Origin of the sequence: Sphingobacterium siyangense (assembly GCF_023277505.1) — a bacterium.
GTDB classification, from domain to species: domain Bacteria; phylum Bacteroidota; class Bacteroidia; order Sphingobacteriales; family Sphingobacteriaceae; genus Sphingobacterium; species Sphingobacterium siyangense.
Window position 1 is genome coordinate 3185161 of sequence record NZ_CP080574.1, and the last position, 22953, is coordinate 3208113.

At 39.1% G+C, this 22953-nt stretch carries 22 protein-coding genes; 10 read left to right on the forward strand and 12 right to left on the reverse strand.

The features are described 5' to 3' along the window. The first annotated feature begins 174 nt into the window (after positions 1-174). Positions 175-972, forward strand: a complete 798-nt coding sequence (locus K2F45_RS12980; protein ID WP_248933774.1) for a GIY-YIG nuclease family protein — start codon at positions 175-177, stop codon at positions 970-972. Positions 973-1014: 42 nt separating this feature from the next. Here K2F45_RS12980 and K2F45_RS12985 read toward each other — a convergent pair whose 3' ends face one another. Next, a complete protein-coding gene (locus K2F45_RS12985; protein WP_088161508.1) occupies positions 1015-2613 on the reverse strand; it encodes a sulfatase family protein in 1599 nt (532 codons plus the stop codon). A 175-nt stretch (positions 2614-2788) separates the two neighbouring features. Here K2F45_RS12985 and K2F45_RS12990 point away from each other — a divergent pair, with 175 nt between their 5' ends. Beyond that, positions 2789-3991, forward strand: a complete 1203-nt coding sequence (locus K2F45_RS12990) for an MFS transporter (protein ID WP_248933775.1) — start codon at positions 2789-2791, stop codon at positions 3989-3991. Between the two features lie 62 nt (positions 3992-4053). Here K2F45_RS12990 and K2F45_RS12995 read toward each other — a convergent pair whose 3' ends face one another. Further along, positions 4054-4221, reverse strand: a complete 168-nt coding sequence (locus K2F45_RS12995) for a hypothetical protein (protein ID WP_248933776.1) — start codon at positions 4219-4221, stop codon at positions 4054-4056. A 99-nt stretch (positions 4222-4320) separates the two neighbouring features. Continuing rightward, positions 4321-5310 (reverse strand): GlxA family transcriptional regulator, encoded by a 990-nt coding sequence (locus tag K2F45_RS13000; protein ID WP_248933777.1) that lies wholly within the window; start codon positions 5308-5310, stop codon positions 4321-4323. Positions 5311-5486: 176 nt separating this feature from the next. Between K2F45_RS13000 and K2F45_RS13005 the strand changes: the two genes are divergently transcribed. Together K2F45_RS13005 and K2F45_RS13010 are read left to right on the forward strand one after the other, a co-directional pair. Next, positions 5487-5792: an EthD family reductase gene (locus tag K2F45_RS13005; protein WP_248933778.1), complete on the forward strand. Its 306-nt coding sequence runs from the start codon at positions 5487-5489 to the stop codon at positions 5790-5792. 40 nt (positions 5793-5832) lie between these two features. Next, complete coding sequence (locus K2F45_RS13010; protein WP_248933779.1) at positions 5833-6759, forward strand: SRPBCC family protein; 927 nt, start codon at positions 5833-5835, stop codon at positions 6757-6759. Positions 6760-6801: 42 nt separating this feature from the next. Here K2F45_RS13010 and K2F45_RS13015 read toward each other — a convergent pair whose 3' ends face one another. Then, the gene (locus K2F45_RS13015) at positions 6802-7542 is read right to left on the reverse strand and encodes an alpha/beta hydrolase (RefSeq protein ID WP_248933780.1); all 741 of its coding nucleotides are present in this window, start codon (positions 7540-7542) and stop codon (positions 6802-6804) included. Between the two features lie 375 nt (positions 7543-7917). On the opposite strand from K2F45_RS13015, the gene K2F45_RS13020 reads away from it, so the two are divergent. Then, the gene (locus K2F45_RS13020; protein WP_248933781.1) at positions 7918-8787 is read left to right on the forward strand and encodes a pirin family protein; all 870 of its coding nucleotides are present in this window, start codon (positions 7918-7920) and stop codon (positions 8785-8787) included. Between the two features lie 115 nt (positions 8788-8902). On the opposite strand, the gene K2F45_RS13025 is transcribed toward K2F45_RS13020, so the two are convergent. Beyond that, positions 8903-10138: an MFS transporter gene (locus K2F45_RS13025; RefSeq protein WP_248933782.1), complete on the reverse strand. Its 1236-nt coding sequence runs from the start codon at positions 10136-10138 to the stop codon at positions 8903-8905. Positions 10139-10333: 195 nt separating this feature from the next. Here K2F45_RS13025 and K2F45_RS13030 point away from each other — a divergent pair, with 195 nt between their 5' ends. Then, positions 10334-10483 carry a hypothetical protein gene (locus K2F45_RS13030; protein WP_216640357.1) on the forward strand — a complete coding sequence of 50 codons (150 nt, stop codon included), beginning with the start codon at positions 10334-10336 and terminating at the stop codon, positions 10481-10483. 91 nt (positions 10484-10574) lie between these two features. On the opposite strand, the gene K2F45_RS13035 is transcribed toward K2F45_RS13030, so the two are convergent. The 3 genes from K2F45_RS13035 to K2F45_RS13045 all read right to left on the reverse strand — a co-directional run bounded on the left by K2F45_RS13035 (position 10575) and on the right by K2F45_RS13045 (position 13153). Further along, complete coding sequence (locus tag K2F45_RS13035) at positions 10575-11810, reverse strand: TCR/Tet family MFS transporter (RefSeq protein WP_333888926.1); 1236 nt, start codon at positions 11808-11810, stop codon at positions 10575-10577. 135 nt (positions 11811-11945) lie between these two features. Further along, positions 11946-12416: an OsmC family protein gene (locus K2F45_RS13040; RefSeq protein WP_248933783.1), complete on the reverse strand. Its 471-nt coding sequence runs from the start codon at positions 12414-12416 to the stop codon at positions 11946-11948. A gap of 284 nt (positions 12417-12700) precedes the next feature. After that, positions 12701-13153, reverse strand: coding sequence for a DinB family protein (locus K2F45_RS13045; protein ID WP_088161520.1), 453 nt, complete (start codon positions 13151-13153; stop codon positions 12701-12703). Between the two features lie 491 nt (positions 13154-13644). Here K2F45_RS13045 and K2F45_RS13050 point away from each other — a divergent pair, with 491 nt between their 5' ends. Together K2F45_RS13050 and K2F45_RS13055 are read left to right on the forward strand one after the other, a co-directional pair. Then, positions 13645-14754 (forward strand): sensor histidine kinase, encoded by a 1110-nt coding sequence (locus K2F45_RS13050; RefSeq protein WP_248933784.1) that lies wholly within the window; start codon positions 13645-13647, stop codon positions 14752-14754. 28 nt (positions 14755-14782) lie between these two features. Beyond that, complete coding sequence (locus K2F45_RS13055) at positions 14783-15487, forward strand: LytR/AlgR family response regulator transcription factor (RefSeq protein WP_075992577.1); 705 nt, start codon at positions 14783-14785, stop codon at positions 15485-15487. Here the strand turns inward: K2F45_RS13055 and K2F45_RS13060 are convergent. The 4 genes from K2F45_RS13060 to K2F45_RS13075 form a co-directional block, all read right to left on the reverse strand. Then, positions 15457-18567, reverse strand: a complete 3111-nt coding sequence (locus K2F45_RS13060; RefSeq protein WP_248933785.1) for a lantibiotic dehydratase — start codon at positions 18565-18567, stop codon at positions 15457-15459. The genes K2F45_RS13055 and K2F45_RS13060 overlap by 31 nt on opposite strands. A 12-nt stretch (positions 18568-18579) precedes the next feature. Beyond that, entirely contained in the window at positions 18580-18948 is a 369-nt protein-coding gene (locus K2F45_RS13065) for a response regulator (RefSeq protein WP_075992579.1), read from the reverse strand. Positions 18949-19035: 87 nt separating this feature from the next. Continuing rightward, positions 19036-19179, reverse strand: a complete 144-nt coding sequence (locus K2F45_RS13070; RefSeq protein WP_248933786.1) for a hypothetical protein — start codon at positions 19177-19179, stop codon at positions 19036-19038. A gap of 145 nt (positions 19180-19324) precedes the next feature. Continuing rightward, positions 19325-19465, reverse strand: coding sequence for a hypothetical protein (locus K2F45_RS13075; RefSeq protein ID WP_248933787.1), 141 nt, complete (start codon positions 19463-19465; stop codon positions 19325-19327). A gap of 553 nt (positions 19466-20018) precedes the next feature. On the opposite strand from K2F45_RS13075, the gene K2F45_RS13080 reads away from it, so the two are divergent. Together K2F45_RS13080 and K2F45_RS13085 are read left to right on the forward strand one after the other, a co-directional pair. Next, positions 20019-22436 carry a heavy metal translocating P-type ATPase gene (locus tag K2F45_RS13080; protein WP_248933788.1) on the forward strand — a complete coding sequence of 806 codons (2418 nt, stop codon included), beginning with the start codon at positions 20019-20021 and terminating at the stop codon, positions 22434-22436. 142 nt (positions 22437-22578) lie between these two features. Beyond that, positions 22579-22800, forward strand: coding sequence for a heavy-metal-associated domain-containing protein (locus K2F45_RS13085; RefSeq protein WP_075992582.1), 222 nt, complete (start codon positions 22579-22581; stop codon positions 22798-22800). Positions 22801-22953 lie beyond the last annotated feature (153 nt).

The window sequence follows — 22953 nt, forward strand, 5'->3', positions numbered from 1 at the left end:
CTAATTTACACCCGTCCTTTTCATTGGGGGAAATGAAGGGCGGGTGTATTCCTATTTTTATTCGCTATCATTTATAAATACTAAATATATTAGTATATTTGAGCGTGCAGATCCACGAAGTGAATCGACTATTTTTTAAATTACCTTTGTAAGGTATTACCTGGTGTTAAAGTGATGACGAAAGAGCAAATTGCGGGATTGCTTGAAGGAATTCCCGCTGCAGTCGGCGTGTATTATATTTATGATAAGTATGATGCACTAATTTATGTCGGCAAGAGTATCGATATTAGAAATAGGTTATTGCAGCATTTTAGAAGCACAGATTTTAAGGAACGCAAAATCCAAGGAGCAGCTTGCAGAGTTGGATTTGAACTGACGGGCCATGAATTACTAGCGCTATTGCATGAATCTGACCTGATCAAAAAATATCAACCCTATTATAATCGGGCGCAGCGTCGAACCCACTACGGATTTGGCCTTTATCTAGCGGTGAATCCATTGGGCTATCAAGTTCTTCAAGTTGAGGCGCTTGATCCCGAGCGAGAAGAGCTAATGACCTTTTCGAGTTACCAGGAGGGGCGCGAGCAATTATTCACTATTGTTGAAGCTTATCAGCTCTGCCAAAAAATAAACAAATTACAGACGTATACGAAACATTGTTTTCAATATATGTTGAAGACCTGCAAAGGGGCATGTATTGCGCAGGAGCTTCCAGATGACTATAATCGAAGAGTGCAGGAATTTGTAGCCTCTTCGGAGCTTCCGATGGGCGAGATATTTTTGGAGCTTTTAGGACGTAATCCCAAAGAAAAGGGACTTGTTTACTTGTTGGATGGTCGGTATAAAGGATTTGGCTACTGTAATAAGCGTGTATATAGCGAAAAGAAAAAGCGAGAAGCCATCATCTTCAAAGCCGACAATAGGGACGTTAGACGTATTTTGAGACGTTATTTCAAACTCAACCCTGTTTAAATTTTTAACAACAATAATTTACTGGATTTGTAGGCCAGTAAATTATTGTTTTACCTTCGGTAAAAACTTTTTGTCGTTCTCATCGGAATCTTTATAGTAGGCTCGGGCTTCGTCCAGTTTATGATGCATTTCTTCACGTACGTTTTGGTATGCTTGTACATTGTAAACATTCTGCATTTCCTGTGGATCTTTCTCTAGATCGTATAATTCCCACTCATCTTTGTCATAATAGAAATGGATCAGTTTGTACCTTTCGGTACGAATCCCATAATGTCGTTTTACCATATGAATGGAAGGGTACTCATAGTAGGTGTAATATACTGCATCGCGCCATTGTTTTTCTTTTCCATTGAGTAGACCACGAAAAGATTTTCCCTGCATATCTTTCGGGATTGCAAGTCCTGCATAATCTAGGATTGTGGGGGCAAAATCAAGATTCTGAACAAGTGCTTTTGAGGATTGGCCAGCTTTAATTTCTGCTGGATAGCGGATCAATAAGGGGGTTCGGAGCGATTCTTCATACATAAAACGTTTGTCAAACCAACCATGTTCACCCAGATAGAACCCTTGGTCTGAGGTATAAATGACAATTGTATTTTCGTCGAGTCCATTGTCTTTCAAAAATTCCAATAGACGTCCAACACCGTCGTCCACTGCAGCAACGGTACCCAGATAATCCTGCATATAACGTTGATATCGCCAGCGCATCAGGTCCTCTTTGGACATGTTGTGATATTTCATCTTAAAATCTGCCATGATTGGGTTGTAGATTGAATCCCATGTTGCGCGCTGCGCTGCAGTCATTCTTCCTAGGTTTCCATTAAAGGCAGCTTTATCCCAGGATAGATATTCTTTTAGTCCCAATTCATCCATTAGCGCAGGAGGTATCTTGTTGTCACCAGCCCAGTTCATGTGTTTAAGGATATTCATTTCAGCGGTTTTAGCAGCAGTTCCTCTTCCTTCGTAGGTGTCGAATAGATTATTCGGTTCTTTGTAGGTTTTTGATGTATATTGTTGAAGATGTCGCAAAGCAGGTAGCCATTCTCGGTGTGGCGCTTTTTGATGATAGAGCACACAGAAAGGTTTGCTGGTATCTCTTTTAGCGATCCAATCTAGGGTCATATCGGTGGTGAGATCCGATACATAGCCTTGTATTTGTTGTTTTACACCATTGATAATAAAGTTTGGATTATAATATTCGCCTTGGTCAATAAGGACCGCTGAGTGGTTAAATCCCTGAGGTAGGCCATCCATATGGATTTTACCGATTAATGCCGTTTGATACCCGTTTTTTTGGAGAATCTTGGCAAAGTTGTCCTGATTCCAATCGAATTTTGCCTCATTATCAATTTTCCCATTCATATAACTGTGCTTCCCAGTTAGGAGTACAGCCCGACTGGGCGCACATAATGAATTTGTCACGGTCGCACGTGTGAAAATGGCACCTTCTTTTGCTAATCTGTCAATATTGGGCGTTTCGTTCAATCCGTAACCATAAGCGCTTATCGCTTGATAACCATGGTCATCACTCATGATATATACAATATTTGGATGCTTTTTTGCATGGCCTTTTTGTGCCAATGCCCACGAAGGTACAAGTGTGTACAAGGTGAAAGTAAGTATATAATGATGCAGTTTCATGGTTAAGGTTTGAATGTGTTATGCTGATCGATTTTACCTCAGGCTAATATAGGTGTTTTCATTGAGACAATGTCGGTGCTATTAGTTTAATGATAGGTTGTACTATTTAAATGATTTGTTTATTAAATTATTCTGATAGAAATTTGTATTATTAATAATTTCACTTATATATGAAATGAAGAAGAGTTTATTAGCACTTGCACTGGGGGGATTGGGCATAGGAATTACCGAATTTAGTATGATGGGGATGCTGCCGGACGTTGCCCAAAGTCTGCAAGTTTCAATTCCGGAAGCTGGTTATCTCATTACAGCTTATGCCTTAGGTGTAGTTATCGGTGCCCCACTGTTGGTGGTTGTTATGAATCGATTCTCGCCACTTAAGACCTTGATTATCCTCATGGGATTGTTTACCCTATTTAATGGACTATCTGTGGTTGCTCCAGACTATGGTCTTTTGTTGGTCTCGCGTTTTATTTCGGGATTGCCACATGGTGCTTTCTTCGGTGTAGGGTCTGTTATTGCCAGTCGATTGGCCGATCCTGGTAAAGAAGCGCAGGCTGTAGCGACGATGTTTTCCGGATTGACAGTTGCCAATTTATTTGGGGTTCCATTGGGTACTTATATTGGACATCATTTTTCATGGCGTTATACTTTCCTATTGATTGTTATCGTCGGTATTTTGACCATGTTAGCCTTAAAGTTGTGGATGCCTAAGATGAAAGCAGCACCTAAAAATAATCCTTGGAAGGACTTTGGCATTTTTCGCAATGTGAATGTCTGGTTTATGGTTTTGTTATTTTCAATAGCTCCAGGGGCACTGTTTGCCTGGATAAGTTATATAGCGCCACTGATGACTGAAGTGTCTGGCGTTGCTGATAAATACCTGCCTTATATTATGGTTTTGGCTGGATTAGGTATGTTTGTGGGGAATTTGATCGGAGGGAAGTTGACGGACGCTTTTTCTTCAACAAAGGTGGTTGTAGCCGTACTGGTGGTTCAGATTTTATGTATGTTAATTATTTACGGGCTGTCTGACAACGTTTGGGTATCCTTGGTGATGACTTTTTTAACCGGAGTCACAACTTTTGCACTCGTACCTTCGTTAACCTTATTATTGCTGAACTCGGTAAAAAGTGATGCTGAAATGTTGGTTGCTTCTTTAGGACCTGCTTGTTTTAATATTGCGAATGCATTGGGTGCCTTTTTAGGTGGTGTACCCATTAATCAAGGCTATGGTTATACTTCTCCGGCTTTGGTTGGTGCGGTTATGGCAGCTTTAGGAATCGTAATTTCCCTATGTTATATCCAACGAAGCAAAAAGCAACCGGCTGTGGCTGCCAAAAAGGTTCTTGAGGATGCGGTAGGTCAGCTTTCGTAGCGTCCATTATGTTGTCTTGAAATTTGTTATCGGTCTTAAAAAAATAACGTATAGAATTGGTGTTAACCTAGATTTCCACCAATTCTATTGAAGATGGACTGAAATTGAACATCGATATTTTCACCCAGGTACATGCGCTTGGCCTGGCGTTTTATTGGATATCCTTGGTTCAATAGAAAGGAAACTGCAGTTGTATTCTCTTTTGGTAGCACAACTTTGGAATTTTGCATTAAATACATTTTTAACAATGCCATTCCCGCAGCTTGTTCATTGGCAACAATAAGGCCTTCTCCCAAAGAAGGAAGATAATAGCCGCGGAGCGTTTGGTACTATTTTATTGCTGCTTTATTGTACTTGTTTTTATATTCAAGGGGAGAGAGTCCTGTAAACCGACGGAATATCTCGCGAAAAGCCTTTATGTCCGTATATCCAATAGCGTACATCACTTCATTTACCGTTTTCCTCGAGCTTTCCAACTCTTTTTTTGCCGATTCTACTTTTATCCGTTGAAGATATTCCACGGGCGTATTGCCTGTCGCTTTAATAAATCTACGGTCGAAATTCCGACGTCCGACAGTGAATTTTTCAGATAACTTCCCCATGGAAATTTTTTCTGAAAAGTTATTCTCGAGATAGTCCTGTGCACGCATGACCATTTCATCTCCATGTGATTTTTGACCATTAAAGATCATAAAATCGGACTGTGTTTGTCTGGCAATATCAATTTGAAATATTTTGGAGCAATAAATAGCCGTCTGTCTGTCGTAGAACTTTTCGACCAGGTAAAGGAGGAGATTAAGGAACGAATAACCGCCACCATTGGTATAGATTCCTTGCTCATCAGTAATAATTTGTTCTGTTTTTAAGTTGACCTTTGGAAAGAGCTTATGAAAATTTGCCGCTGATTTCCAGTGGATAGAGCAGTTTTTGTTATCCAAAAGCCCTGTGGATGCGAGCAGATATGCGCCGGTACACATGCTTGCAACATTTGCTCCCTTGGTATAATGGTCTAATATCCATGCTGAGAGCATGCTATTACCAGCTTCTATCGCACTAAAATTAGAAATGACAGCGGGTACAATAATGAGGTCGGTCTTTTGAATCGTAGTGATATCTTTCTGCGTCATGACCGTTAATAATCCATTGACAAAGTTACTCTGTTTGGAAACTCCTGCCAATTCTATATTAAATATAGGTTCCCTGTTCAGTTGATCGTAATAGCGGTTCGCTTCTGTGAATATATGGTATGTTCCAACAATGCACGATATGGTATTAGGGCCTGTCTGACTGTCTGGAACTAAGATCGTTAGATGTTTCATGATGAAAGTTTATAAGATTGAATAAACGATAATACGCTTATTTGATGCTATTCAAATATACCGAAACGACTTGTCTAAATCAACCGCTGAGAATGTCTATTTCACACCCCTTTTTGTGTTTTGAAGTCCGCTATATTTGATCTATAAATTTAAATTAATACAACAAGATGGTACGAATGATCGCAATATATAAGACCCCTACGAATAGGGAGTTTTTTGACAAACACTATTTTGAGACCCATATTCCCTTGGCAAAAACGCTTCCCGGACTTATTCGTTATGAAGTGGCCAAAGGTGGAATTATGTCCACGACTGGACACGACGATGTGTATTGTATTGGAACTTTATATTTTGAAAGTTTAGCAGCGATTAAAATAGCATTTGCGTCTGAACAAGGAAAGGCGTGTGCAGTTGACCGAAGAATCTTGGCACCTCATGATCATGATGTTCAGATTTACATATTTGATTCGATTGAGGTATAGGAAGATAAGAAGTATGAGTTAATGGTTAAAAATACGAAGAATGATGAAAAAGGAAGATTTTAAAATGAGTATTACCGTTGATGCAAGTGCTCAACGCGTATTTGAAGCAATCAATAATGTCCGTGGATGGTGGTCTCAAAATATTGAAGGGCCAACTGCTGCTTTGCATGATGAGTTTATATATCATTATCAGGATGTACATCGTTGTCGAATACGAATAGAAACGATGGAAACAGATCGCAAAGTAGTCTGGCGGGTCCTCGAAAACTATTTTAAATTTACCCAGGATGAACGGGAATGGACTAATAGTTCCATTATCTTCGATATTGTTGAAGATGTAGGTACAACTACATTACATTTCACCCATCGTGGGCTTAATTCCCAGATGGAATGTTATCAGGTATGTCATGATGCCTGGACATATTACATAGCGGACAGCCTAAGACAATTGATTTTAACGGGGATGGGACAGCCTACTCCAAAGGAGGAAATAGCGCTGGACGCTATGGAAGAGAATCGCATACCACATGATCCTGGGACAAAAAGTATCTACCATAGATTGTTAATTGAAACTCCGGTAGAGACTGTTTACAAGGCGCTTACAACGGCGGAAGGACTAGCAGGCTGGTGGACACCAGATACGAAGGCAAAGCCAGAGATTGGTGCGATCCTGCGCTTTGGATTTGGTCCCAGCTATTTTAAAAATATGGAAGTTATTTCGCTGAAGCCTTATTCCAGGGTCGAGTGGCGCTGTGTCAAGGCATTTGAGGAATGGATTGGAACAACACTGACCTTTGAACTTGAACCTCAGCAAAAGGGATGTATGCTGCTGTTTCACCATGATGGCTGGGCAAATTATAGTGCGGAATTTGCTTCCTGTAGTTTTGATTGGGCGCTATTTTTCAGGAGTTTAAAATTTTTCTGTGAAAAAGGAAAGGGTTTTCCTTATCCCGAATTTAATGTATAAAATTCCTGAAGGGGCATAGTGTATTTTTGGTATAAAATGAGACTATCGCAATAGCTCGGCAATCGCATGCAGATAGTCTTTATTTTTAGAAAAATCATTATGTCCTTCCTTTGCCAAACGTATCAATTTATCCTGTTTTTTAAAGAAGTTACTCAGTTTAATGGAAGAATCAAAATAGACGGCATTATCCTGGTCTCCGTGGAAGATGATCGTTCTACATTTTACTTTTTGCAATGCCGCAGCATTGTCGAAATAAAAGGGGATCCCGCTTGTATCGAGTTCAGGGGCGACATGTTGTGTCCAATCTTGAAAACTATAGTAAGGTGCCTGAAGAATAAGCATTTTCGGAGAATTATGCGAAGCAATAGTTGAAGCTAGTGCCGTGCCCATAGATTGACCGATTATGATAATGTGATCTTCCGGATACTGTTGTGTCAGCTTATCATAGACCGTTTGCAGATCACGATAAAGTAGTTCTTCATTGGTTACTTTACCTTCACTTTTTCCGTAACCTCGGTAGTCCAACATAAAAAGATCATATCCGTTATCAGTATAGATTTTGGCAATTTTACCCCAGGTATCTACAGCCCCATTACTGCCATGCAAATAGAAAATTAGTCCTTTGCTCTTGTCTGCCTTAAACAAGATTCCATGGAGTTTAACATGATCTGCTGTTGTGATAAATTGTTCTTCAAATTTGCCCTGAAAGCTGAACGTGGAATCTTGGAGCTTTTTACCTGGAAACAGTTGTTCTTCAAGTATTTCATTCCAGTTTGTTTTCACTTTAGATTTATTGTTGGATTGCGCATGTACTACGGGGGATAAAAAGATGAATAGCAGGAGTACTAGTATTGGGCGTAACCAAAGGTGACTGTAAAATTTTATTAATGTAACGGTATTGTTTGAGCTCATAAGGATACTTGGTCTATGATTTTTATTGAAGTTACATATTTCTATGGCATCCAGAAAATGTGGGATTACTAGTTTTAACAGTATCTTTTCTTATAAACTTAATCTAGGTTAAGTTTATGCCTTAATCCAGGTTGTTGGAAGCAGGCTTCTTCTTGTCGTACCTTTGAGATAGCAATTTAAAATGAAGTGAATCAATTTGGGCTTCAACTTAAATTCATCAAGAACGATAAAAAAGGAGATCATAACATGAAAAAATCAATTGAAAGAATTTTCCAACGTCCAGCTCAACCGGGTATGGTAGGAGATGGATTTCGTGTATTTAATATGATACCAGGGAATGGGATTTCCCAAAGGAGGATGAGTCCATTTCTTTTACTAGATTTCAACGCAGCATTTGATTTTGGACCTTCGGATCATATCAGAGGCGTGGATGTACATCCGCATAAGGGATTTGAAACCGTTACTATCGCCTACAAAGGCAGTGTAGCCCATCACGACAGTTCGGGAAACAGTGGAGTTATTCGTCCGGGTGATGTACAATGGATGACTGCCGGTGCGGGTATATTACATAAAGAATACCATGAAGAGGAATTTGCAAAGAAAGGTGGATTGTTTGAAATGGTTCAGCTCTGGGTTAATTTACCAGCGAAAGATAAATCAACGGAAGCACATTACCAGGCGATTACAGCCAATCAGATGGGGAAGGTACTATTGCCTGACGCAGCAGGGGTAGTTAATGTCATCGCGGGGAAATTTCAGGATACGATAGGGCCAGCGAACACCTATACGCCTGTCAATCTATTTGATATCAAATTGGCGGCGCAATATGAAACAGACTTTTTAGTTCCGCAAAATCATAATACTGCGATGCTGGTTGTGAATGGGGAGGTCGAGGTCAACGGCGAACTTGCGAAGGAACATAGTTTTGTTTTATTTGGTCATGATGGTGAAGAGATCTCGATAAAGGCCCAAAAAAATGCGGTTTTACTTGTGTTAAGCGGTGAGCCCATTGATGAACCTATCGTGAGCTATGGCCCATTTGTAATGAATACACAGGCAGAGATTTACCAAGCCTTTGAAGATTTTCAGGCTGGCAAGTTTGGCGTACTTGAATAAATGAAATAAGTTTTCATTCATGGCCTACATTTATAACATGTAGGCCATGAATGGATATCATCATATAGAAGATTTTCTGTTAACTAGCTTTTCTTTAGATTATGGTGTTGAACGACTAAGAAAAGTTTTTTGGCCGTCTGTCGTAGCAGATATGGATGATGAGAACCAGTAGTGTACAACAAAAGCCTGTCAATACCACGCCATTCCATTGAAAGTATTTCCAAGCGAGCGAGGCCAAGTAACTACCCAATGATCCACCCGCAAAGTAACTAAACATATAGACTGTATTTAGTCGGTTGGTTGCCCCTAGATTTAAGGCAAAGAAAGCAGATTGATTGCTGATATGCATTGATTGTAAACCCAGGTCAATTAAGATTACACCAGTTATTAATCCGGTATAGCTATTCCCCCCGATGTAGAATACAATCCAGCTCAATAGCAGGATACATATGGAACCAAGAATAACGGTATACGTAGAAACACGCGTTGAAATCCGGCCGACCAATGCTGCTGCTAGAGCGCCAACAGCCCCTATTAATCCGAAGGATCCGGCTACAGCGGACCCCGCGTGGAAAGGAGCTTCCTGTAAATGAAATACTAATGTAATCCAAAAAGCACTGAATCCCGCAAAACCTAGGGCACCTCTGAGTGCAGATAGCCGTAATACCGGTTGAGTTTTTGTCAGATGGATCAATGAGTGCATTAATTGTAGATAACTTCCTTGAAATGTCGGATTCACATCGGGGAGTGCGAAAGCTAATAATAACATGAATAGAACCATTAACGCTATCGCTATATAATAGATCGCTTGCCATCCCCAGATATCGCCAATAAATCCTGCTGCGACGCGGGAGAGCAGAATACCTAATAGTAAGCCACTCATGACCATTCCGATTGAAGAATTGCGTTTTTCGGGAGTAGCAAGTTCGGCCGTAAGGGGGACGAGCATTTGGGGAACGACTGAGCTAAATCCAACCATAAAGCTTGCGATATAAAGTAGCTCGAGGCTGGGAGCGAAGACCATTGCCAATAAGGAGGCTATGATAAGTAGAAAAATTGATAATATTAATTTCTTTCTTTTTATCATATCTCCCAAAGGAACGATAAAGAGTAGTCCTGTTGCAAAACCGATCTGGGTGAGCATAGCGATCATACTAATTGCAGCTTCACTAACGTGAAAGTCTTTCGCCATCAATCCCAAAAGCGGTTGATTATAATAGTTGTTTCCGACGACTATTCCAGTTGTCAAGGTAATAAGCCATAAAAGAGGCTTCGTAAGTATTGGTGTATCCCGCTTTGAGTCTACGTGAAGGTCTATGTTTTTATTTGTTATGTCTGTTGTATGTATCATTTTGAATTTTATTTCCTTGGCTGCAAATTTACAGCGATCAGTAATGGAGGAATTGAAGAATTCGATCCATGAATTGAAGAATTGAAGTTTGATTAACCTAAATTGATCCAGAAGTTCGATAATTATGTACTGGATTAGCTATTGTGTTGCTGTTTTTTGACTTAAGTCATGGTTTTTCAGTTGCGAGGCGTCTGGATGTCATTTTTAATGCAAGATGCCCTTGAAAAATATCGTTTATTGTTGGATGAAAATCCAATGGTTGTCAGAAGGCTGTCCAATAGAATAGTTGCTTCCTATCTGAATATTTCACAGGAGACATTGAGCCGTTTAAAGTCAAAGCTCTAAAACTCAACTGGCCTATGCAGTTCTTAAATGCATAGGCCAGTTGAGTTTTAGAGGAAGATAGATGAAAATAGTGCAGACTGATTAATCAGGTTTAAAGATTTATTTGCTGATTTCTCCTTTTGCGAGAAGCATTATAGACAATGATCACACTAATCGTCATCAGGATAAATGCTAAGAAAAACGGCGCGCCAGAAAATTTAAATGGTGCTTTGTCATGGGTGAAATAATAAAATAGGTTTGTCATCATCGGTGGACCAATAATCGATGTTGCACTCATTAAGCTTGTTAGTGCACCTTGAAGTTCACCCTGTTCGTTTGAAGGAACATTTTTTGTAATAACAGACTGAAGAGCTGGTCCACAAATACCACCCAAGCAATAGGGGATAAGGAAGACGAACATCATCCATCCCTCACTTGCAAACGAGAATAACAGTAGTCCAATAGCATACAGGGTCAATCCATAGAAAATGCTTTTTTGTTCACCAAGTTTGGGTGTAGTCCATCGAATTAAAACACCCTGAACCAATCCGATCAATAATCCAATAACACCTAATGAGATACCCACCATTCTTTCTGTCCAGTCGAATTTATACATGGTGAAGAAGTTCCAGTTACTTTGAACTGCATGACCTGCGATATATATTAAAATTAAGGCAACGATTAATCCGGATATTTCTGGATGTTTTCCAAGAAACTTAAAGGATCCAATTGGATTTGCGCGTTTCCATTCAAAAGCTCTACGTTTTTCTTTATCTAAGCTCTCAGGTAAGATAAAATAGCCATACAGGAAGTTTAGCATACACAGTCCTGCGGCCGCATAAAAGGGAACCCTGGCACCATAGTGACCGAGTAGACCGCCGATAACTGGGCCGATGATAAAGCCTAGACCAAATGCCGCGCCTATTAGACCAAAGTTCTTTGCCCGATCTTCATCCGTAGATATATCTGCGATATAAGCACTTGCCGTTGTAAAACTAGCACCTGTCAATCCGGCGATAACGCGTCCTAAGAATAACCAACCTATAGTTGGCGCGAGGGCAAGAAAGATGTAGTCTACAGCAAACCCAAAAAGTGAGATCAAAATAATTGGCCTTCTGCCATATTTGTCACTGAGGTTACCAACGACGGGAGAACAGATGAATTGGGTGAAAGCGTAGGCAAAGCCGAGCCAGCCGCCATATTTTGCCGCTTCACTGATGTCGCTATGAATCAATTCCTCGATAAGTTTAGGGACGACTGGAATAATGATTCCCCAACCCGTAATATCGATTAGTAGTGTAATAAATATGAATCCGATTGCTGCTTTTTTCTTGGAATTTTCCATCATGATTCAAAAGTAATGAAATCCTTAAAAACTTGTTTGTTATTTAATTACGAATTTTTGCTGCGTGTTATATTTTCGGTTGTGTTAACAAACCGAAAACAAGAGGCTTTTTTCTTTCGATAGAACGTCTAGGTATGATTAGATCGCTTGACATTGGGGATGGTGCAGCACAGTAAAATTACATGAATTCGCAATAAAACACAGTTTATTTGCTTGGGCATGTAAGGATAAAGCAAGTTCTATCTGGGATTCATCTGTGATGAGAACCTCGGGCTGTAATATAACTTCCGTAAAACGACCACTTCCATCTCCATCCGTTTCGAGGGTAGCGATAGCATTGTCCGTATAGGATAAAATCTCGATGCCATTTTTCGAGCAGACGTATAAATAGGACATCATGTGGCAAGAAATCAGGCTGCTAAGCAGCAAATCTTCCGGATTGTACAATGCGGGGTCACCCTTGAATGCTTTTGCTGCGGAAACTTGCAGGTCAGCTTTGCCTTCGATCGCGATGTGATGGCTCTTTGTATAAATTTTTGAACCCACAGCACTAGGCTGTTCAGGATGGTTCCATGTTAAGGTCGCTTTAAAGATATGTTTGTAACTCATTTTGTTTCAAAGTTAAGGTATTCTCCAATATTATAGAGGGTCTAGTCCGCCAATTGCAAGATGTGTAGGATAGGTCGAATCGACTAGATCAAAATTTTAATAGAACTGCTTAAAAATCAAAGCGACCATTATCTGGTTGAAAACGAGTATGTCCTAGGGTATTCCTTTTATTACCTTACGGAAGGATTGATCCAGCATGATATTTATCGTTTGGAGCAAATCGGCATTTCAATAAAACTACTTCGTTTGTAATCAGACTACAGTGGCGTCTGATTACAGTACTGTTATGTGCGAACAAAAGTGATATAATCTGTGTTGATAGGTTCAATACCATTTTTCCGCATTTCGCTTGCTATTTGCGCCCTGTGATAGGTGCCATGATTAAAGACGTGTAACAGAATGTCGTTGGCCTTATTATGAAAAGCCTGATGCTGTGTGTTTGTATAATTGATAATTTCATCCTCTATATCATTTCTGCGCTGAATCTGCTGCCCAAATCCTTCTGAAGCTAAATCGTGATACCTTTGGCAATCGATGATACTGTGCTCATCCCAAACACCAACAGGTGGTTTTTCACCAGTTAATCGACTTAACCAAATAATCTGAGCATTGACAATATGGCTAAAGAGCCGTATGCAAGAATGAGGTACATTTTCGCCTTCACTTTTCAGTTTATCCAGTAGTGTTGTATTGGCCCAGTTATTATATAACCAAAGCTGCATAAAAGTAGTTGACATCTAATTGTTGTTTATGTGGGTTCTGTAAAATTAAATATACGGAAGATCGCAATAACTTTTTTTTGCAGAGCCTTCAATTATGGACAATTTATGTTATGTAAATAGACATTTTAGTGATCGCTACGCATTATATTTACCTTAGTAGGTAAGTTTTGAAAATTACCAACTTAATTGAAATTAGAGATAACGCTATTCTATATTGATAAATTAGCAAATTACTTTATTTGCTGGATGAACTAGCTGTTGAGTGCACGCTAAAAATCGTATTCATTTTAAAGCAATATATTTGTTACAATTTTATTGTTTTGAGCGTAATGCTATTTTTTTGATTTGCTCAGATCCTAATTTGGATATATTCAGATTGTTAGCGTTATAGGTGGTTGTTTTTTGTCGCAGAAATGTCTTTTTGCGTTATCACTTGATAAGTCAGACTACCACAAACTAAAGGATATCATTATATTAGATTGATATTATTGAAAAGTATGCTATCTATGAACAGGTTTTTCCAAAATTACAATACGGGGAAACGTATTATTCTTCATTTGTGTTTTTGGTTTTTGGTTTTGGGAATGCAATTCATTTCCTATCAGCGGATAGATATTGATAATTCCTGGATTTTGTTTGTAAAGGACGTCTTTTCTTTGTTGACAATATTTTATGTGACAGCATATATCATCATTCCGCGGTGGTTTATTCCAGGGAAGTTTGTATTATGTATATTATGGTTGTTGTTTATTTACGCCTGGTGGTCGTTTCTAAGTTACTTTGCTGCCCTATTAACGTTGAAATATCTAACACCAGATGTTCGCCTGTCAAGCTATCTTGAAATAATATTAAGTCAAGGAATCTTTGGTGCTTTTCGCCTTTCTTCCATTAGCGATTATTTGTTGGATTTTATTTTTTTGGTGGCGCTGCCATTGACTGTAAAAATTGTACAGGCATTTATGTCTGTCAGAAATTCAAAAATGAAACTCGAATTGAAAAATTCAGCATTGGAATTGAACAATGTCCAATTGGAACTTGCCTTTCTAAAATACCAGATTAATCCACATTTTTTACTTAATACACTTTATAGCATTTATGTGCTGGTATCCGATCATGATGAACGAGGCGGCGAGAGTATGATGCGTTTAAGTAGTATTATGGTGTATTTACTGCATGAAAGTAATCAACCCAGGATAGAAATTAGTCGCGAATTTCAATTGCTAAAGGATTATGTTGAATTGGAAAAGTTACGCTATAGCGAGACCGTACAGATCAATTTAAATTTGGTGGCCGACGACGAAAACAGCATGATTGTTCCTTTGATCTTTTTTCCGTTTGTGGAAAATGCATTCAAACACGGACCTCGGTTAAGTTCTTCGGCGGGATGGATATCCGTAGACATTAAGGTTGCGGATGACAAGGTGTATATGCACGTGGCTAATGCGTATAGAGAACTTTCAAAACCAGAAAATTATATCGGCGGATTAGGGATAGAAAATGTAAAAAAACGACTGGAACTTCATTATCCTCATAATCACAATTTGGAAATAAAGTCGCAAGAGGGTGTATTTAGTGTTAATCTTGTTGTAACTTTACATTCGGAAACAGAGCCGTAGCACCAAAGCAACGGGTTGCGAAGTACTTATGAATAGAATTAAAACGATCCTTATTGAAGATGAGCCTATTGCGAGAGGCCGCCTGGAGAAATTAGTTTCCAAATTAGGCCTGATCGAGATATTGGGTGTATTCGAGAGCCCATTGCAAGCAATTGACGTTTTAAGGCAGCACGAGGTAGATCTCATTTTGTCGGATATAGATATGCCTGAAATGGACGGAATTACCTTTCTCAAAGGGCTTGCTCATCCGCCATTTGTTGTTTTTATAACTGGGCATTATGAGTATGCGGTCGATGGATTTGAGCTGGATGTGATCGATTATATCTTAAAGCCACTCCTGACGGAAGAGCGGTTAATCAAGGCAATTGAAAAAGTCCAAAAGGCAATTTTGTTTTCTAGAAGGGGCCCACAGGGTGAAAGAAAGGCTATTAAGATAAAGGATCGGAACAAAACTATTTTTATAGATCCGGCGGATATTTTCTATTTAAAAGCCTGGGGGGATTACATTCAAATTTATACATTAGAAGGTATGCAAACGTTGCTGTCTACCATGAAAGATATGGAAGCAGAACTGCCTTGGGATATGTTTGCTCGTATGCACCGGTCCTATATTGTCAATATCAAACAGATCAAGGGTGTTGAGGCAAGTAAAGTTATTCTGAAAAATGGGACAGAACTCGGTATAGGTTTACAATATCGTAATCAACTTTTCGCGAAGATGGGACTCCTATAATTTATCGGATTCATACGTTCTTTCTGTTTCCCAATTTGCATTTTATAATAGCCAACCATAAAGTGGTAAACGGCAAGTTCATGTAAGCGTTGATCAGACATGAACAATCGATTAATAAACATATGAATGTAGCTTGATAGTAACGATGTCCGAGCCGACTTGAATTCATCTTGCTCGGTATGGCTCTGTAAGGTGTTAAATATGCTGTATTGAAGTGCATTTAGTTTCTTTTTCGATTCTTCTAGGTTGTCTAAAGGTTTGTCGAACCAGTCTTTTTTCTCTTTAAACTTATTGTTGAGATGAATCCAAAGGTTTTTATTATTATCAAATTCTTGCTGATAAAGGGTATTCATCTGTAGGCAGAAATCTCTTTTTTCGATCAGTGTAAATTTTGCAGCTTCTAATAGCGACTCAATATTTTCGAAAGCCAGGCGCCATCGATCATTGATTGAAGTACTTTGTTGAATAACCTTCAGTACCGTTTCGCTCTGTTGATAGAATAGCTCCTCACTAAGTTCCATACAAAATGGGGTATAGCGTTCTATCTCCCGTGTATAAGTGTCAAAGGATAGCGTTGATATCTGTCCATCTTTAATAAACTGTTCCAATAGGGTATTGAGCGTGGATATAACGAAAAAATACTGGCTTGGATCTGAAAGCTCAACTCTAAACCTAATGTGGGGCGATGGATCGCTGTACCGTATAAAAAACCATTTTTTTAGGACATTTTGTTGACTAATTGTGGCTACGATAATGGGGAAAACTTCCTTTAACAAGGTGTCTGCAATATGTAAACCACAATAGATCTTGGCGTAAAGCCATTCACTGCCCAAAGGGAAGCATCTTTTTAGGTTATTGTCTTGCGGAGCTGATTCATTTGTGAAAGTCTCCTGTTGTGATTCTATTGGAATAATGATTTCGTTGGCAAAAATATGTCCATCTTTATCCCTGGCTATTGATGAATAGTCATTCAGGATATATTCGGTTAATATGGTCTCTCTTTTGCACATATGATCCAATAGGATTTCTATGCAATAAGGATTGTCTAAATTTATCAACAGTTCATTATCGCCGCTGCTGATGATGACCATTGCAGGGATTGCTAACTCCGCTTGTATATTTTTTATGAAAGCCTGAGGGTTGCTGGGGTATTTCGCTATTTTTTGAATTCGCCACTGGGCTCTAGACAAGATAATATTTTTGTAGCTTATTCTTGGGAGCCTCCGCTGCTCTTTCATAATTCCCCAATTCCAGGAAAGATCCAACCTATTATTTTGGAACTGAAAATCTGCGAGAAACTTATAAATATTCATACCCTGTTCAAAATTGTGGGCCGTCGTCAAACGGGGGATAACCATTTTATTGAATTTCTTGGACCATAAGATTAGACGCTGTTCTTTAAGGAACAGGTATAAGTCATTAACATCAATTTGCTCTTGTTCTTCGTCGATTGTTGGGCTTAGACAAATTGATGCCTTTCGCAGCGCAGGTCTATAAATTATATTACCAGCATTATTGTCTGGGTAATGACAAATCTCGGCAAGTATTGCATTGGGAAACTGCTGTTGCTCTTTGTTGGCCGATTCTTTTAATTTGTTATGCAATTCTTCATCCAAATGTGCAAATCTGGAAATTAAGTTTCCTGATGACGAACCACCAATAGTACTTAGATTGAAGAATAAATTTTCCTGACATGAACTTCGAAGGAGATTGCCGATGGCATAGAATGAAGAAGGGATAGTATGGGCTGTTTGTTTACGCTGTTTAGCGATATGATCTAGATCTTTGCCGGTCAGCCGAATTTCGGTGAATTGATTTTTTACACTTTCTACAAATTTTTCAATGACCAGATCTTGATAATGGTGGTCCCCATATTTTTTTTCGCCCGTCGGAGTGATGTTTTTAACATCCCCGAGTATTTCATCCGTTATATTGTAAACACCTTCTTGACGTCCGTAACCAATCCCAATATCGGGGTCTAGAGCTGTCGTTAGCGGGACCATTCTATCTTCATATTTAACAGAGAACGCAGCTCTAAACTGGTCAAAATCTGTTAACTTAGCCTGGCTGCAAAGTGGTAGTAAATCCTGAAATTGATCTCTTATGTGATTTAATGCGGTATCTGATAAATTATTTTCTTCCATCCCCATGAGGAGATCCCCCTGTAACGAATTGGTCATATCGAGATCTGGAGCCAAAGGCTGCAATAATTTAAGGATGGCGGTTCTGATCTCAATGACAGATTGAGAACTATGAAGCCATCTTTTTATCGTTAATAAAGGATTTAAATAATTTTCCGCCTTATCCACTCTTTCAAGCGTCGTTATCAGGCTATCCAGATAACCTCGGCCAATTACATTGGGCTGTAATTCAGAAGATATGATTCCAAGGCTGATGAGGTTATTGACGAATAAGGGCGCATGCGTTGTTGATGCTCCAAGACCTTGCAGCAGATCGATTAATGATTGATAGTGGCTGGTTCTCTTATTACGTTCAAAGTATTGGATGACTCGATCCAAAACTGGGGTAAGCCTTATGCGTTTCAGGATATGCTGTCCTTTCTTTCCATTAGTCACTTTTTGATAATATTTGTAATATTTACCATCTAAGTATAAGGTCGGATTGATACGATAATAGAGTTGAGTGTAAATTCTTTTGTCTTTTGATAGCTGTTCAATAATTCCTGTCAAAATGGTGGCATCCAGTTTTAATACAGCTTTATTCGCATTAGTCCTAATTAAGGATACCTTTTTTTCGGAGACGGCAATGTTCCCAAAAGATACCCCTGCGAATAAACCGAAAGGCGTACTTCTGGTGCTCATCCTAATCGCATATTTGAGTAGTGAAACGATCATTTTTGAGCTGCTTTCTTTCTTGTATTCAAGCCATTTTTGAACTTCTACTGAGAAGGCTGGGCTTGCCAGAAATAGGGCTTCTTTTAATTGCTCATTTTGAAACAAATGACGAAGTTTATCTTCTATTTCATGTCTCTCTTTACTCGTTAAAAGATCAACGGCAAATGCAGCTGGAAGCAGCGGCGTACGCAGAAGAAAGTAATCGGATAAGTGGAATAATGACATGAATTAGTAGGACTAGTATTGCATGACTTGTTTTATACAGGACTGAAACATTTCGGGCGAAATTGGTTTTTGTAGTGCAAAATGCTTCCTATTTTTGATAAATTCCGGATAATGCCAGCGTGACACAGCGGACGTAATGATCAGGATAGGAATATCAGCGATCAATTCGGCAAGTGTATTAATATTACCGCCGCTAACAATGAGATCGAGGAATAGGATGTCTGCAGATTTTAGATCATGACTAAATAATGCTGGATTTTCAATGTCTTCAACCATCTTTATCAATTGAAGATCTGGAAACATGTGAATGTATTCAACTATCTTTTTTGTCGCCAGGGGTTCATCCTCAATGAGAATACATTTAAGCTTGGGTGAAGTCATATACTCGGTTCTTTTTTTATTTAGTAGGCAATAAAGACGATTGCTGTAAAGGCGCCTACCAGAACGCCTTCACAGCATTATCCTCTTCTATATTACTTTTGAAGATGTAACTGTCTTAATAGTTACCAGTTCCATATCATCAAAATCAAAAAATGAGATCGGTTCGACCACGCAGACAGTTTGTACATCCAATACAAAATCCTCCGCTAAAAAATTTTCAATTTTTTCCATAGTTATACGTTTAAATTGTAAACAAATGTGCTTTCTATGGAAAAGAACAACGAAAAATATCGACAGAATTGAAAATGAATCGGACGAACTAAAGAATCTATTCGACGAAAAAATAGTGCCTGTTCCTATTTCTGTTCACCGTGTATTAGATGCTGTTCGAATAGTCTGCCAGATTATAATGAGCATTGAAAGAAGGTCCATCGTATGCTATTGGAAAATTCGACGAAATAGCATTTGAGTACGATGAAATAGCGACGGCTTCATTGTAGGATTCTATCAGGTTCATTATTTTAGAACTATCTATTTTAGCAGCGAAAAACCAATTCTTTAGCCATTAAAGCCATGTAGCGTAAATAGATAAACTAATGAGAAGGCTTGAGGTAAGTCCTTGACCAGAAAAGCATCTACCAAATAAATAGGTGAGTAGTGTGAGCGCGTAAAACAAATGAGAATATGAATTTATCTAATGAAATGCACAGTTTTTTGAAAAGAGAAGGTTTACGGTTATTTAGAAAAAAACAAGCTGGCAGACCTCTGCGAAATATCAGATTTATGCCGATGGGAAAACAAAGATTGGTGTCGCATTTGACAGAATTCAAAATTTTATCGATGAAGATACCGATGCATCCGACCGGAGTGGAATGGAAACGATTAAACTCGAAGAACGCGGTGATTATATTATCTATGGTTTTGTTGAGGAAGTGGAAAGCTAAAGAAGAATTGAGTTTAACCTGTCGTATCGTATTATCGAATAAATATTACAAATCAATTCCCTAATTGTGTAATGATTTCGATGTTATTTGTGGCCAAATTTGTTGTGTAAAATAAAACAATCAGTTATGGCGACAGATATTTATAAAGATACGGTTTATCTACCTTTAGAAGATGTGGAAAGTGAACATTGTGCTTCAATTGTCGAAAAAGGACTAGCTCAGGTCAAAGGCTTGGCGAGCTATCGGGTGGAATTGAATAATCATAGAGCTGCTATCGTACCTAAAGATAGTGAAGCGGTCGTTAGCAGTGTAAAGACGATCAAAGATCTTGGTTATGGTGTTTCTACATTGACCAAAATATTTCCAGTTCTTGGGATGACTTGTGCCTCATGTGCCAGTAGCGCCGAAAGTATGGCGAAATATGAAGAAGGGGTTGTCAATGCGTCTGTAAATTTTGCAACTGGAAATCTTACAGTTGAATATTTGCCTAATATTACGGATCATTTAAAAATTCAGAAAGCAGTCCAGGCTGGTGGCTATGATTTATTAATCGAAGATGAATCTACACAGCAGGAAACATTAGAGGCTATTCACGCAGCTAAATTTCGCCAGCTTAAAATCAAAACACGATGGGCAGTATTGCTATCTCTTCCCGTAGTTGTGATTGGTATGTTCTTTATGGATATGCCGTATGCAAATCCTATTATGTGGCTGTTTTCTACACCCGTAGTTCTTTGGCTAGGCAAGGACTTTTTTATCAATGCGTGGAAACAAGCGAAACACCGTTCGGCCAATATGGATACACTTGTTGCGTTGAGCACGGGAATAGCCTACATCTTTAGTGTATTTAATATGCTCTTTGCTGAATTTTGGCATCAACGTGGCTTGCATGCACATGTGTATTTTGAGGCCGCCTCTGTTGTCATTGCTTTTATTTTATTGGGTAAATTACTGGAGGAGAAGGCCAAAGGTAACACCTCATCTGCCATTAAAAAGCTAATGGGGTTGCAACCTAAGACGGTTATGGTCATTCAATCGGATGGGGTAGAGCGTCAGGTCCCTATAGAGGCCGTTCATACTGGCGATATCATTCTGGTAAAACCAGGGGAGAAGATCGCTGTCGATGGTGTTGTTATCAGTGGAAATTCCTATGTTGACGAAAGTATGTTAAGCGGAGAGCCGGTCCCGGTTTTAAAAACGGGAAATGAACAGGTATTTGCAGGGACGATCAATCAAAAGGGAAGTTTTCAGTTCAAAGCTACAAAAGTTGGGCGGGAAACAATGCTTGCACAGATCATTAAAATGGTACAGGATGCACAGGGAAGTAAGGCTCCTGTACAAAAACTGGTCGATCGAATTGCTGGTGTATTCGTTCCTGTTGTCATTGGTATTGCTATTTTAACTTTTCTACTGTGGTTTACTTTAGGTGGAGAAAACCATCTGGTACAGGGTTTGTTGGCGGCAGTAACGGTTTTAGTTATTGCGTGTCCTTGTGCACTAGGTTTAGCAACTCCTACAGCGATCATGGTTGGCGTGGGTAAGGGAGCTGAACAGGGCATTTTAATTAAGGATGCGGAAAGTCTGGAGCTGGCCAAAAAGGTAAGTGCAGTTGTTTTGGATAAAACCGGTACCATTACGGAGGGAAAACCTGTTGTTACTGACGTGTATTGGGAAAATAATGAAGATAATTTGAAAGGTATCCTGTTAAGCTTGGAGAAACAGTCAGAACATCCATTGGCAGAAGCTGTTGTAGGGTATTTTAATGATGTGAAAGTTACTCCAATATCCTTTATCGAAAGTATTACGGGGAAGGGGGTAAAAGGCAGTGAAGGAATCGAAACTTACTATGTAGGGAATCGGAGGTTGTTGGATGAAAATAGGATTACAATTTCGACAGAATTGACGGAACATGCTACTCAATGGGGAAATCAATCGAAAACAGTGATCTGGTTTGCCAATAGTCATACTGCATTAGCTGTAATTGCCATTGCGGACCAGATTAAGGAAACTTCTGTACGTGCAATCAAGGAGATGCAAGCAATGGGAATTGAACTATATATGCTGACTGGTGACAACGAGGCTACAGCGAGGGCCATCGCTGCGGAAACAGGGATTCAGCATTACAAAGCCGAGGTGTTGCCAGAACACAAAGCTGATTTTGTTAAGGAATTGCAGCAAAGGGGGCAGGTGGTCGCTATGGTTGGGGACGGTATTAATGATAGTACAGCCTTAGCAACAGCGGATGTCAGTATTGCAATGGGAAAAGGAAGTGATATTGCAATGGATGTAGCGAAAATGACAATTATTTCTTCTGATTTGACGAAGATACCCCAGGCAATTCGACTTTCGAAACAAACGGTCGCAACAATTAAGCAAAACTTGTTTTGGGCATTTATTTATAATTTAATTGGAATTCCCCTCGCTGCAGGCATTCTGTATCCATTCAATGGTTTCCTTTTAAACCCGATGATAGCTGGGGCTGCAATGGCATTGAGCAGTGTAAGTGTTGTCAGTAATAGCTTGCGGCTTCGCTGGAAAAAATAGCTACCGATGGTTAAGCTGTAGACCGTGTTTTAAACGATAAATATTGTAAAACAAAATAGAAAAACTATAAGTATAGCCAATTGAATTAAAGGGATATTTGTATAGATAATTAAATAGATTAATAACATTAAAATTAAATAACATGGAAAGCAAAGAACTTCAATTCAAAACAAACCTTACTTGTGGGGGATGTGTATCCAAAGTAAGTGCAGATCTGGATAGTGTGGACGGTATCTGTGAATGGAATGTTGACACCACAAATGCAGACAAAATTCTGACTGTAAAATCTGAAGGCGTTTCGGAAGAAGAAATAATTGAAATTATCAAGAAGAAGGGTTTTAATGCAGTGACCTACTCCGCATAATTGTTCCATAAATCTATAGAAGCATCACACCCTAAAAGCTGGACAAAACTTTTAGGGTGTTTTTATGAAGTATAATTATGAGACGAAACTGAGCTCAATTTTATTCGTTTTAAATTTGGGGTTTCCTTTTTATCCATTTTAGTTTTAGATTCC